At 68.1% G+C, this 13,452-nt stretch carries 9 protein-coding genes; 5 read left to right on the forward strand and 4 right to left on the reverse strand.

Going from position 1 to position 13,452, the window contains the following annotated elements:
- Nucleotides 1-43: 43 nt before the first annotated feature.
- From H4O13_09240 to H4O13_09260, 5 genes are all read left to right on the forward strand, one after another.
- Nucleotides 44-337, forward strand: coding sequence for a hypothetical protein (locus tag H4O13_09240; GenBank protein ID MBE5315572.1), 294 nt, complete (start codon nt 44-46; stop codon nt 335-337).
- Nucleotides 338-614: 277 nt separating this feature from the next.
- Complete coding sequence (locus H4O13_09245; GenBank protein ID MBE5315573.1) at nt 615-2,165, forward strand: tyrosinase family protein; 1,551 nt, start codon at nt 615-617, stop codon at nt 2,163-2,165.
- Nucleotides 2,162-2,953: a DUF2182 domain-containing protein gene (locus tag H4O13_09250; protein MBE5315574.1), complete on the forward strand. Its 792-nt coding sequence runs from the start codon at nt 2,162-2,164 to the stop codon at nt 2,951-2,953. Before H4O13_09245 ends, H4O13_09250 begins: the two co-directional genes overlap by 4 nt.
- Before the next feature lie 224 nt (nt 2,954-3,177).
- Nucleotides 3,178-3,876 carry a hypothetical protein gene (locus H4O13_09255; protein ID MBE5315575.1) on the forward strand — a complete coding sequence of 233 codons (699 nt, stop codon included), beginning with the start codon at nt 3,178-3,180 and terminating at the stop codon, nt 3,874-3,876.
- Between the two features lie 529 nt (nt 3,877-4,405).
- On the forward strand, nt 4,406-7,879 hold the full coding sequence (locus tag H4O13_09260; GenBank protein ID MBE5315576.1) for a hypothetical protein: 3,474 nt from the start codon (nt 4,406-4,408) through the stop codon (nt 7,877-7,879).
- Nucleotides 7,880-8,397: 518 nt separating this feature from the next.
- Here H4O13_09260 and H4O13_09265 read toward each other — a convergent pair.
- From H4O13_09265 to H4O13_09280, 4 genes are all read right to left on the reverse strand, one after another.
- The gene (locus H4O13_09265; protein MBE5315577.1) at nt 8,398-8,541 is read right to left on the reverse strand and encodes a hypothetical protein; all 144 of its coding nucleotides are present in this window, start codon (nt 8,539-8,541) and stop codon (nt 8,398-8,400) included.
- Nucleotides 8,542-8,685: 144 nt separating this feature from the next.
- Nucleotides 8,686-11,292, reverse strand: a complete 2,607-nt coding sequence (locus H4O13_09270; GenBank protein ID MBE5315578.1) for an EAL domain-containing protein — start codon at nt 11,290-11,292, stop codon at nt 8,686-8,688.
- Nucleotides 11,293-11,558: 266 nt separating this feature from the next.
- Nucleotides 11,559-12,374, reverse strand: coding sequence for an alpha/beta hydrolase (locus H4O13_09275; GenBank protein MBE5315579.1), 816 nt, complete (start codon nt 12,372-12,374; stop codon nt 11,559-11,561).
- A gap of 200 nt (nt 12,375-12,574) precedes the next feature.
- Nucleotides 12,575-13,426, reverse strand: coding sequence for an alpha/beta hydrolase (locus H4O13_09280; GenBank protein ID MBE5315580.1), 852 nt, complete (start codon nt 13,424-13,426; stop codon nt 12,575-12,577).
- Nucleotides 13,427-13,452: the final 26 nt, after the last annotated feature.

The following is a 13,452-nucleotide window of genomic DNA, read 5'->3' on the forward strand; positions in this document are numbered from 1 at the left end:
ATTCTTCAGCGTTGCCCTGGGAGAACGGCGGCGCGTGCGGTGCGTGGACGACGAACCCGGCATCCACGAGCTCGTTCGACTGGCGCAGGAGCTGATCGGCGGTCTAGACATCAAGACATGTCACTCCGAGCCGGAGGCGCTGACGGAAGCCATAGGGTACGCACCGAACCTGATCCTGCCGGACAGGATGATGCTTGGAACAGTCAGCCCGCCCCCGCTGCAAGCTTTGCGCCAGATCGCAGCCATTTCGACCGTGCCGATCGCCCTCCTGAGGGCGAAGCCAGCTCGCGCCGGGGTCGACGGACTGAAGGGTCTTGGCGCCTCAGGGCAAGGCTGAACGCTTCGGCGTCGCTCCGAGGCCAGGGTGGGCGCGGGAGCCGCCCGCCCATTCCGACGCTGTGTGGAAAACGCCCAGCGCGCTGCGGCGGCTGCGTGCCGGGTTATGGCCGCCGCGTGCAGCCTGCGCCACGCGCCTGTCAGATTGGACAGCTGCCCGATCCGTGATCGAGTGCACATACTGGCCGCGATCACAGCCTGTGCGTTCCCTCGGCGACGACACCCTCTCGGCACCGGGCCCAAGCGCGCAGGTACCCACCGCCCTCAGGGAGACTCGCATGGCTCTGTACACGCGCTCGAACGTCTGGAACAACGGCGGCACTTTCGACAACCCCGACCTGCTGTGGTATGCCAAGGGCGTGGGGGCGATGATGGCGCTGCCGCTGAACGATCGGAACAGCTGGTGGTTCTTCGCCGCCATCCACGGCCAGTACCTGCCTGGCACGAACAACCAGCAGGCAGGTTTTCCCGGTTGGCAGGCGATTCCGCCCGCGCCAGCCGTGCCCACCGCGCCGCTGCCGACAGCTGCCGACATCGCCAGCTTCTGGGACCAGTGCCAGCACCAGAGCTGGTACTTTCCGCCCTGGCATCGCGGCTACCTGATCGCCATCGAGGGCCAGCTGCGCAAGGCGATCGTCGCCCTCGGCGGGCCCGCCAGCTGGGCCCTGCCCTACTGGAACTACCTCGGGCCGGAGACGCAGTACGAGCTGCCGCCCGCCTTCGCCGAGGCCACTCTGCCCGATGGCAAGACTCCGAACCCGCTGTACGTGACGGCGCGCTATGGCCCCAACAACAACGGCGATGTCTTCGTTCCGGTGCCGCCGGTGTCTGGCGCCTGCCTCAACAACACGCTCTACACCGGCAGCAATGCGAGCACGCCGCGCCCTGGCTTCGGCGGGCCGAAGACCGGCTTCTCGCATGACGGCCAGATCAGCGGCAACCTAGAGAGCAACCCGCACAACCAGGTGCATGTGGATGTCGGCGGCAACGCACCCAACGGGCAGACCTGGGGCCTGATGTCCGACCCTGGCATCGCCGCGCTGGACCCGGTCTTCTACGTTCACCATGCGAACATCGATCGCATGTGGGCGGTGTGGAACGCCAAAGGCAACGGCAACCCGTCCACCCCGGACTGGCTGAAAGGCCCCGCCGCCGCAGGCGAGCGCCCCTTCGTCATGCCGATGGCGGATGGCAGCACTTGGGTGTACACCCCTGCGGAGGTCGACGATCTCAGCAAGACCAACTACACCTACGACGACCTGATCGCGCCCGCGGCCTTGGCCGCCGCGCGCGGGCCGCTGGCGATTCGCCTGCACGCGCTGGGAGCCCCTGCCATGGCCGCACAACCGCCCGAACAGCACAAGGACACGGCGACCGACTCCGAGCTGGTCGGCAGCCACGACGGCAGCCTGCTGATCCGAAGCTCGGGCGCGCGCGCCAAGGTCAAGCTTGACCCTGGCGTGCGCGGCAGACTGTCGAACAGTCTGAAGACCGCTTCGCTACAGGCGCCGCCGGATCGCGCCTACCTGCAGCTTGAGAACGTGCGCGGCGCGCGCGACGCGCAGAAGCTGCAGGTCTACGTCAACGAGAAGCTGGCCGGCAGCGTGGCGCTGTTCGGTCTGCGACGGGCCAGCGCGCAGAACGCGGAGCACGCGGGCAACGGCCTCAGCTTCGAGCTGGACGTCACCGCCTTGATCGACCAGCTCTATGTCGAGAACGCGCTGACCAGCGCTGACCTGGACGTGCGTATCCAGCCGAGCCAGGCGGTCGCTGCAGACGAGCCGATCAGCGTTGGGCGCATCAGCCTCTACCGCGAGACGCACAAGTGACTGCACGAGAGCGCGCACGCCGGCACATTGCCGGCGTCGCTCTGCTGCTGAGCACCGCCGCCTGGGCGCTGTATCTCACCCAGGCGGCGCCCAGCTCGGCATCCGCGTTCTGCTGGGGCAGCGCTGCTACCGGGGCCTGGCCCAGCCTCCAGTCCGTGCTGCAGGTGTACCCGCCGCAGGGGCTCGCCGCCGACTGGCTGCTGATGCTGGTCGCGATGATGCTGCCCACCCTGGTCGCGCCGCTTCTGCACGTGCACCAGCGCAGCTTCCGGCATCGACGATCGCGCGCGATCGCTCTGTTCGTCTTCGGCTACTTCAGCGTGTGGATGCTGGCGGGGGTGGCGCTGATCCTGCTGCAGCTGTCCACCCACGTGTCCGCGCCGGGGTCGCATTGGCCAGCCGCGATCGCAGCGCTGCTGGCACTGGTCTGGCAGTGTTCACCGGCCAAACAGCTGTGTCTAAACCGCAGCCACCAGCATGACGCGCTGGCCGCGTTCGGCGGCTGCGCCGACCGCGACGCGCTGGGCTTCGGCCTCAAGCACGGCCTGTGGTGCGTCGGCTCGTGCTGGGCGCTGATGCTGATGCCCTTGCTCATCACCGCCGGCCACACCGCCGCCATGCTCGCGGCCACCGTGGTGATGAGCGCCGAACGTCTGGAGGGCCCGCGTCCGCTGCAGTGGCGGCTGCGCGGCTTGGGCAAGCTATGCCGGATCGTGGCTGCGCGGCTGCCACGAAGCCCAAGCGCCCGCCCCGCCGAGCCACGCGCAAGGGCGACGGCAGTGCCCTGACGCTGCGAGCGCACCTGCGCCCCGTCTGCAAACTGCGGAGGCTGCCGTCCGCGCCGAGTGGCATCGCGCTGCGCGAGCTTGGCGGCCACAGGGCTCAACCGACGCCCATGAACGCGATCCGCCCGGCATCGCCGCGTGGATCGCGTCGACCGCGGCTTTACCGCGCCTTCCTTCACCTCGTACGCTGGCCGCTCACTCGCTCACTCGCTCAGCCCGGAGCACTCATGCGCCCTGCCCGTCTTGCTCTGGTCACCGCATTCGCCAGCCTCATCACCTGCAGCCACGCGCTCGCGACGGTTCTGGCCACGCAGCAGCTGCCGACGCCCTTGGCACCCGATATGCCGAGCAACCTGTCGATTCCGATGCCGCCCAGCATCGACCCCAAGGCACCGATCTGGGTGGCCTACCGTACCCTCGCGCTTTCGGCCGATGCCTCGCCCAGCGGCGAGATCGTTGTCGACGGCAGCTTTGAGGGTGTGGCCACACCGATCAACGCCTCCATCGTGGTGTTCACGCCCGATGCGATGTCCATCTCAAGCTCGGCAGGAACGATCCAGCAGCAGTTCGAGGCCCTGTACGGCCAGCGCAGCTCCGAGCAGATGAAGAGCCTGCTCGGCGCGGAGCTGCATGCCGCGTACGAAGCGGCCAACGCGGGCAGCGGACGCATTCTTGACGGCACGCTGGTGAAGACGCTTCCCGCGCTCGGCGCGAACCAAGGCACCTTGCTGGTGTCGGTCGAGCGCGCCACCGGCATTCAGCCGGTCGGCGTCTTCGTCACCGTGGGCCAGGGCGAACTACCGGCCGACATCGCAGCGCGCGGCAGCGCGCAAGCCTCCCCCGCCTTTGGCATCGGGCGGATCTTCGGGGTGCTTGCATTCCTCGGGCTGCTGTACTGGTTCTTCGTCGCCCGCCGCAGGTCCTGAGGCAGCTTGCGGCGCAAGGCTGCGATCCGCACGCCGACGCGTGTACCCGACAGCCACGCGGCAGCGGCGTCCTGTGGGGTGCACGCTCACTCGTGCCTGAGCAGTTCCTGGCATGCGTCCACGGGCGCATTCGATCGCCGCTCGATCCACGAACCAGGAGCGCATCCGCCACTGGTCCAACGCATTCGCGCGCCTATCGCTGCAAGCACCGGCTGCAGGGCGATTTCCGCGCCCGGGTGGCAGACTCGCGACCCCTGATTTCAGCGTCGGTGCCGCCATGAAAAAGGACACGCCAGATCACGGTTCCGAGGGTGACAAGGCCGCCCCTGATCCGCAGCGACGCGAGCTGTTGCGTGTCGCGCTGGCGGGCTCGGTGCTCGGGGGGCTTGGACTGACTCCGCTTGCGGGTCGGGCGCACGCCGGGCCGATGGGCACGGGAAGCGATCGCATGTTCGCCGATGGCTTTGAAGCGCGTTCCGCCCCCCCGGGAGCGGCGGCCGTTCAGTCCGCTGGCGCCGTATTGAAGCCCATGTCCTCGTGGACCGGGGCGCTGCCCTGGACGGCCGGTTTCTGCTTTGCGTTTGGCGAGATCCCCGCAGGGGAGCGGTTGGGCGGCATGGGCGAGCCGCTGCAGGTCGAGGTGCGCAACAGATGGCCCGATGGCTCACTGAAGTTCGCCGTCGTCAGCGGAGTGACGGTCAGCGCCGACATCCCATTGCAGCGCGGCGGCATCCGGACGACGGGTTCTGCTGTGGCCGAGCCCGCCATCGACGCCTCGGTGACCTTCACCAATGTCCGAAACAGCATCGGCGGCCTTCTGCACAGCGTGCTTGTCGCCAATCTTGCCTCGGCGCGGGCTGCGGGTCTGGGCCCTTGGAGCCGAACACAGCCCCGCAAAGTACGCGAGATTCCAGGCCCGGTGATGTCGGAGTTTCACTACTTCGTCCCCACAGCCGATGCCCACACCTCTGTCTGGTATTACGTGCGGGCTTACAGCAACGGCACCTCAAGCGTACGCGTGGTGGTGCAGAACTCTTGGACGCAAGTGGCCGCACCGGGCTCACGCACCTACAACGTTGACGTCGGCATCGGCGGCACCAGCCGCTACAGCGCCGCCAACCTGGTGCACCTGCACCACACGCGCTGGACGCAACTGCACTGGGTGGGCGCGGGCGGCGTGATGGCCCAGAGCGTGCGCCACCTGCAGGACACAGCGCTGGCACCGCGCGCTGCGCTCGACAGCGTGGACGATTCAGTCTGGACGATGCGGCCGGACGACGGCACCAAGTACGCAGCCTGGACACGCGCCCTCGCCGAGCGGCCAACGCCATTCGACCTCGCCAACATCGACCCAGCGCTGGGCGCGGGTGGCGCGACAGACAACGTGGGCCCGCTGCCCGCCTGGGACATGACCTACGTCATCACCGGCGACGCCCGGGCTTACTGGGCAGTTCTTGGCAACGCCGAGGCCATGGGCCGCTTCTGCCTGCACTACGTGGATGAGGTGACGGGCAACCCGCTGGAGCCCTCGCGCTACCCCAACTTGCGCGCCAGTGGGGGCGGTGTGTCCGATGCCTGGGGCGGCAGCCCTGCCACACCTTCGCCGAGTGGCGGCCACCTCACGCCCGTGTGGTCGTACACCCACGGCCCCAAGGGCGGCTACCTCGCGTACCTGCTCACGGGCGAGTGGCATCACCTGCAGACCGTGCAGCACTTCAGCGGATTCGTGCCGCTGTGGCAGCCGGGAGACGCCGCCTACCGCTATGGCGGTCCGCACACGCCGATTCCGTTCTGGCTGCAGCTGCGCGGCAACGCGAACGCCTGGGACTTCCATTTCAAGGCTGCGATCATCACTCCCGATCGAATCAACGATTCGACCGTCACTGGCCCCGAGGCCGACCTGCGCAACGACATCATCGCGCGCAACGACGTGTCCATCCGGCTGTGGCACGACATCTATGCGCCCACCGGCACCTTCGTGAACACTGGGCCCTACGTCGGCAGGCCGCAGAGCCTGCGGAACAACGTGTTCGGAGTCTTCTACCAGGAGAACAACGTTCCGGTGCCCGAGGCCACGGTCTCGCAGATGCAGCAGGGCTACGCGCACAACGCGATCCTGTGGGGCTTTCTGGCGCGTGTGCCGACCAACCGCCAGGCCGAGCTCGAATGGCTCACCCAGTTCTGCACGCGCTACCAGGTGGGCATGCTCGGCGCTACGCCCAGCAACCCGCGGCCCGAGTGGCGCCTGTGCACGGGCTTCGAGCAGGTGGTGGGCAGCGCGGACCCCTACGACGGCAACTGGGTGATGTTCCCGAGCTGGCGCGCAGCTTGGGATCTCGTGGCTGCGAGGCCGCCGGCGCCATCGACTGAGCTCACACTGCCGCTTCCCGCCGGCAACTTCATTCACGAAGCGAGCGAGGTCTACAGCACGCCATCGTGGACGGTCGGTTTCGAGATCCGGGCCGCGGGCCAGCTCAGCCCGTTCGGCAGTCACACCCACGCCTTCATCTGGAGCGTGGCGTTTATGCACGAGGTGAGCAAGCGCCTTCCGATCGCGGGAGCTGACCTCGCCGCCGATCGCTTCTACGGTTCCGACTCGTTTTTCAACGCGGTACAGCCCAATGGCAGCTGGACACTCTGGCCGGGCGCCGCGGTGGTCAGCCGCGAGTGGGTGCCGATCTACGTGCCTCGCACTGTGGGTGAAGCGGCTCTGGTGCCAATGACGAACTTCATCCATGACGTTCACGACTTCAGGCCAGGAGGCGGCTCCCCCGAGTTTGTCGGCGACTTCTCGGGTGGAATCGCTGACACCGTTTCCACGCGCTTTGGTGAACTGATGTGGCACGGAGGTGGCCACTCCGCAAGCAATCAGACCGGCATCTACGGGGCCTTGCTCGGTTGGCGCACAGGAACGTTCAGGCGCCGAGCCGATACTGCGGATCTCGTGGCCGTCGGCAGATTCGTTGCCTCGTACCCGCCGGCACTCGGCGTGGCCAATGTCACCAGCTTCGACTACTTCATCCAGTACGGCCCCAACAGCACGAACTGGGAAAACTACGGCATCCCGAACGGCCGCGAGCTGCCAGACGACGTGATCGTGAACCCGCGAGAAGTGCTGCCCAATGTGCCGGGATCGGCCCACACCTACGGGAACATGATGTTCATTCCGCCGTGGGTGGCCGGCAATACCTTGGGCAAGCTCCTGCGACCGGGCTCGAAGGCCGTGGGCCCCGTGGTCAGTCGCAACACCGTTTGGCAACACGCCTACGACTTCAGCTCGAACAGGTGGGAGCGGTGGCTGCCGGGTACGAGTCTGCCGCCTTCGCTGCTTGCTGCAGCCGACTGGTCGCTGGACACAAGGCGCTGGAGGATCCGGTTCGGCCGCGGCCATATCGACTTGCGGACCAGGGAGATCGTCGCCAATCCCGGGTCTGTCGGCTCGATGCCCGCCTACGAAGACACCAGGCTGACGGACTATCACCCTGCTCGCGACATCCTCATCTCTATCCGCAACAGCGACAACAATCCGGACGAGATCAACGGCACCAACTACCTGATCTATCCGAGCCGCTGGTACTGGTGGCCTGCGGACTCGGCGGCAGACACCGGCGCGAGGAATCTGGTGACCTGGGCCAACGGCATCGGCCCGCCCAACGTCGCCGGATCGGTGGGCTTCGGCGCCACTTGCCGAGCCTCAGTCGCGTACATCCCACCGCTGCAGAAATTTGCCTACAAGGTCAAGACCTACTGGGGTGCCGATGCCCGCAACGACAAGCTGTTCCTCATCAGCGTGCCGGAGAATCCCGCCGCCCCGTGGACCTGGGAGGAGATCCCGATCACCGGCTCCGCCAAGCCCAGCACGCTTGGATTCGAGCCGCGAGCGCACGTCTACGGGCGAATGCAGTACTTGCCGGCCCTGAAGTCTCTCGTAGAGCTGCCGCTGCGCGACGGCGCAGGGCATCCTCCATTCAATCATCTGGTGGTGATCCGACTGGTGCCATGAAGCCGCATGCCCTTCGATTTCGGGCCTTTTCGCGGATTCGCCCGCCGCGCGCGATCGCCGCGCTCACCGCCCCCTCCGCTGGCGAGCGGAGGCCCGACTCGATGCACGTCGGCAAGCAACTTCACTGCATGCTCAGCCGCGGCGAGTCGAGGCATCCTCTGGACTCCACGCTCGGACGCAGGGCGAAGGTCTGCGCATCGCTCAAGGGTCGCGCGAGCTCGCTGCTGCGCACGTGCCGTAGCGGAGTCACGGAACTGCACAGTCCGAACTCGACGCGATCGTCCAATGCGCCATCGTCGCCAGCGTCCACCTCTGGCAAGACAAAGCCTCGATGGATGCCTTCATGGCCTCGCCGGCGATCGCCCAGGTCACGGCCGAGCCCTTCCTCTCGGAACTGAGCATCACCGCGATCCCGGTGCATGGGGAGGCTTCGCTGATCACGCGGGCTTGAGCGATGACCTGTTGAGTCCGTTCAGCACAGTCGGCAGCTGGAGGGCGAGGCCGAATCCCGCCCTGCCCTAGTTCGCGTGCGATCCCACCGTGTGCGTCACCCAGTCCACCGCCGTGGCGAAGCTGCGGCCCATGTTGTTGTGGCCGAGCCCCGAGAACAGCACGTAGTCGAATCGATGGCCCTGCTGGCGTCTCGCCCGAGTCGGCGTCACGCCCCAGGAAGTCCGGCGAGACGTAGGGCACGGTGCGCGCGCTCAGCGCCTCAGCGTAGGAAGGCGCGGTCACGCTGTCGCCGTCCGCGATTGACTGGCCGAAGATGTCCTCCTCGCAGACCTTGCAGCCATGCAGTGGCCCTCTCAGCCCTGCACAGCCAGACCGAGCAGAGGCCTCAGAGGCTCGGGCCGATGCAGCAGATAGCCTTGGGCCCAGTCCACCCCCAGCTCGCGCAAGCGCGGCAGCAGGGCGGGCCGGTCGACGAACTCCGCCACGGTCTGCAGCTTGAGCACCCGCGCGACATCGACGAAGGCGCGCACGGCGGCTTCATCCAGCGGGTCATCCAGCAGGCTCTGCACGAACTGCCCGTCGATCTTCAGCAGGTCCACCGGCAGCTGCTTCAGGTAGCCGAAGGACGCGCTGCCCGCGCCGAAATCGTCGAGCGCGACGCGCACACCCAAGGCGTGGAGCTGGCCGATGAACGCCGTCGCCTCGGCCATGTTGCCGATCGCCGCGGTCTCGGTGATTTCCAGGCACAGCCGGCTGCACACCGCCGCGCCGGCCTGCTGAAGCGCATCCAGCGCGAGGCGTCGAAAGGCGGCGTCGCTGACCGACTGGCCCGACAGGTTGAGGCTCAGCACGGCCGGAGCGCAGGCCTCCGGCGTCGACGCCATCATGCGCAGCGTGCTTCGCAGCACCCAGGTATCGACACGCGCGGCGAGTCGGAAGCGCTCTGCGGCGGGCAGAAAGACACCTGGCATCACCAGGCTGCCATCGGTCTCGCGCAAGCGCACCAGCACTTCGGCATGCCAGCCGGCGGCCTTCGATGCGGCGTCGGGCTCCGCGACGGGAACGATGCGCTGGGCGTAGAGCACGAAGCGGCCCTCGTCGATGGCCTGCTCCAGCCGCGTCGCCCACTGCATCTGGCCCTGATTCGCGCGCACCGCTTCGTCGTTGTCGTGCCACTCGTGGACACGGTTGCGGCCGGCCTCCTTGGCGGCGTAGCAGGCAGCGTCCGCGGCTTTCATCAACTCCGCGGTGTCCCGCCAGCCATCATCCACCGGCACCAGGCCGATGCTGGTGCCAACGCGGAAGCGGCGTGCGCCGTCCATGTAGCGATAGGCGTCCACGCGCTCGCAGATCAGGTTCGCCACGCGCAGCGCCTGCTCGCTGGTGCAGTGCTCAAGGATCACCGCGAATTCGTCGCCCCCCAAGCGCGCTAGCGTGTCGCTGCCGCGCACGGTCTGCTGCAGCAGACGCGCGACCTGGCGCAGCAGCTCGTCCCCGGCGGCGTGGCCGCAGGCGTCGTTGACGAGCTTGAACTGGTCAAGGTCGATCAACAGCAGCACGTGGCGCGCATCACCCAGCCGCGCGCGCTCCAGTCTGGCGCGGAGCCGAAGCTCGAACTCGCTGCGGTTGATCAGGCCCGTGAGCGCGTCGTGCGAGGCCCGATGGCGCACCTCGCCCGCCAGGCGGCGCTGCTCGGTGACGTCGTGGAACACCAGCACCGCCCCGTGCAGTTGACCGTCGGCGCCGCGGATCGGCGAGGCGGAGTCCTCGATGCCGATCTCGCGTCCATCGCGCGCCAGCAGCAGCGTGTTTTCGATGAGCGTGGAGATGCGGCCGGTGGCAAGACAGCCGCGCACGGGGTCGGGCGCCGGTGCGCGGGTGTGCTCGTGGACGATGCGGAAGATCTCTTCGACAGGACGCCCCAGCGCCTGCGCCTGAAGCCAGCCGGTGAGCCGTTCGGCAACCGGGTTCAGCCAGGTCACGCGGCCCTCGGGGTCGGTGGTGATGACCGCATCGCCGATGGACTGCAGGGTCACCTGCAGAAGCTGGTGCTCGCGCGCCAGCGCGTCCTTCAGAGCCTGCTCGCGCGCCTGCTGGGCGACCCGCGCCGTGATGTCCTGGAACGCGCCCACCACACGCACCGGCAGGCCGTTTTCATGCTCGACGTGGCCCAGCGCGTGCACCATCAGCCGCGTGCCATCCCGACGCACGAAGGGCAGCTCAAGGTCCCAGCCGGTGCCGCTGGCCATGCCCGCCTGCACTGCGGCCTCCACCCGCGGCCGCGATTCAGGCGGATAGAAATCCAGCGCCTCCTGCAGGTCGGGCGTATAGCCGGGGGGCACTCCGTGGATGCGGCAGGTCTGCTCCGACCAGAACAGCGCTTGCGTCCGCAGATCGAGCTCCCAACCGCCGACGCCGGCCAGCTCGTTGGAGCGCTCCAGCAGGCTCTGCGCGCGGCGCAGCTCAGCCTCCTGCTGCTTGATCCGGCCGATGTCGATGTGGATGCCGAACATCCATTCGGGCCTGCCGTCGGCCGTGTGCGTGACGACCCGGCCACGCTCCTGCACCCAGATCCAGCCGCCGTCGCGCCGCTTCAGACGCAGCTCGGTGATGTAGGACTCGCTGCGCCCGGCAAGGTGTTCGTGCAGCAGATGCAGGGTGTGCGCCCGCTCATCGGGGTGGGCGATATCGACGCGGAACTGGTGGCTCAGCGCGCCCAGCTCGGCCACGGTCCAGCCGAGGATCTCGGCCCAGCGGCTGTTGACGCGCAGCTCGCCGGTTTGCACGTTCCATTCCCAGGTGCCGGCGTCGGTGCTCTGCACGAGGTTCTGCAGGCGCTGACGCGCCAGCAGCAGCTCGGCCTCGAAGCGCTGCCGCTCGCGCATGGGAAACAGCGCCCAGGCCACGCGCTGATCCTCCGGCCGCTCCGACGCCGCCGTGATCGCCGCGTTCAGCAGCATGGGCGCGGCCTGGCCCTTCGAATCCAGCCAGGGCAGGTGGATCTCGTCGATGCGCCCCGCGCGCAGCAGGGTGGGCCAGACGTGGGTATGCAGAAAGATGCGGCCCGCCGGCGCCAGCAGCTCGTCGATCCGGCGGCCGTGCCAGCCGCCCTCAGGCCGACCCAGCGCGCGCTCGAAGGCCGCGTTCAACTCAAGCACCCGACCCTCTCCATCGGTGCCCAGCGCGGCGCAAGGCAGGGTATCCGGCCCGAGCGCGGCAGGTGCAGTCACTGGCGAGCGGTCGCCAGATAGCGCTGCATCGCGTCGACCACCAGCGCCGGGTTGCTCATGTGGCCGCAATGCCCTGCGACGTCCAGCACTTCGAGACGGCTGTCCATCAAGTGGCGATGCAGGTACTCGCCGACCGCGAGCGGTGCCAGGGTGTCCCGCGCGTGCTGCAGGATCAGGCTCGGGCAGCGCACCCGCGGCAGCTCGGCCCGGTTGTCGGCAAAAAAGGTGGCGCGCGCGAACACGCGCGCGATGTCGGGATCGGTGGAGCAGAAGCTCTGTTCCAGTCGGCCCGAGGCGTCGCCGGCGCCCGAGGCCCCGGCGACCACGGGCGCGAGATAGCTGGCCCAGCCCATGTAGTTCTGGTCCATCAGCGACAGCAGGCCTTCGAGGTCGGCACGCTCGAAGCCGCCCAGGTAGCCGGGCGGATCGTTGAGGAAACAGGGCGAGGGGCCGACCATCACCATGCGTTCGAACAGACGCGGTCGCTCCAGATGGGCCAGCAGGCCGATGCTGCAGCTCACCGAGTGGCCGACGAAGGTGACGCCTTCTTGCAGGCCCAGCGCGTCGCAGACCTCGAGCACGTCCTGCGCGTAGCCCTGCAGGCGGCTGTAGCGAACCGGGTCGAACGGCACCGGATGCGGCGGCTCGCCGCTGCCCGTGTAGTCCATCAGCACCTGACGGTGGGTGTCGGCGAAGGCTGGAGTGATGCCCGACCACATCCCCTGATGGCAGCCGAAGCCGTGGGCATACAGCAGCACCGGCCCGGTTGAACCGAGCACCTTGACCCTGTTGCGGATCAACACCTGTTGCATCGGCACACCTGCTGGTTGAGAACGGCGCACGCCCGCCGCGGCTGTCTGCGTGGCGACCCGTGCGCTGCAGTCGCCCATTCCCTGCGCGCCTGCAAGACCTGATCCAGCGCTCACAGCCACTTTGCCAACGCGGTCGACCAAGGCGGGGGTGCGGTCAGGCCTCTTGGCCTGGGCAGGCAGATCGCCAGGCGCGTGCTGCCCTACTTCGCGTGAGATCCCACCGTGTGCGTCACCCAGTCCACCGCCGTCGCGAAGCTGCGGTCCATGTTGTTGTGGCCAAGCCCCGAGAACAGCACGTAGTCGAATCGATGTCCCTGCTGGCGCAGGGCCTGCAGGCGCTCGATCGACAGATCGACCGGAACGCTGCCGTCGTTGTCGCTGAACAGCCACAGGCCGGGAATCGTCAGCGTCTTCAGCGTCTCGCCCGAGTCGGTGTCGCGGCCCAGAAAGTCCGGCCAGACGTAGGGCTCGGTGCGCGCGCGCAGCGCCTCTGCGTACGAAGGCACGGTCAAGCTGTCGCCGTCCGCGGTGTACTTGCTGAAGATGTCCTCCTCGCTGACCTTGCAGACCGGGCTGCTCCACAGCAGCAGAAAGCGCGCGTCCGGGGTCTTCTGCGCGGCGATGGGCGCGATCCACCCGGCCTGGCTGATGCCGGCGAAGCCGATGGGCACGCCGGCCAGATCGGGATGCGCGGCGAGCGCCGCGAACGCGGCGACCGCGTCGTCGGCGAGCCGCTCGATGTTCTGCTGGCAGACGCTCTGCTCGCCCTCGTACTCACCGCCCGACTCACCCGCGCCGCGCTTGTCGTAGACCAGCGCCGCGATGCCGTCCTGCGCGAAGCGCGCGGCCACGGCGAGATTTCTCGACTGCCTGCCCGAGCCGTGAATGAACACCACCGCGGCGCGGACGGGCTGATCCGCCGGCAGGACGATCGACCCCGCAAGAGTGACGCCGTGGCTCTCGAAGGCGAGGTTCTCGATGCGGGGGTCAGCGGCCAAGGCGGGCGTACCGAACAGGGCGCCCAACAGCAGCAGGAATGCACAGGTCTTCAATGGCACAGCCTCGGCTTGATGGAAAC

The organism is Lysobacterales bacterium (assembly GCA_014946745.1).
Taxonomy (GTDB): Bacteria; Pseudomonadota; Gammaproteobacteria; order Xanthomonadales; family Xanthomonadaceae; genus Aquimonas.

What these genes read in the sequence shown, in the direction of transcription:
- H4O13_09245 (MBE5315573.1), top strand. Translation starts at nt 615, where the DNA reads ATGGCTCTGTACACGCGCTCGAACGTCTGGAACAACGGCGGCACTTTC.
- H4O13_09275 (MBE5315579.1), bottom strand. Translation starts at nt 12,374, where the DNA reads ATGCAACAGGTGTTGATCCGCAACAGGGTCAAGGTGCTCGGTTCAACC.
- H4O13_09260 (MBE5315576.1), top strand. Translation starts at nt 4,406, where the DNA reads ATGTCCTCGTGGACCGGGGCGCTGCCCTGGACGGCCGGTTTCTGCTTT.
- H4O13_09270 (MBE5315578.1), bottom strand. Translation starts at nt 11,292, where the DNA reads ATGCTGCTGAACGCGGCGATCACGGCGGCGTCGGAGCGGCCGGAGGAT.
- H4O13_09255 (MBE5315575.1), top strand. Translation starts at nt 3,178, where the DNA reads ATGCGCCCTGCCCGTCTTGCTCTGGTCACCGCATTCGCCAGCCTCATC.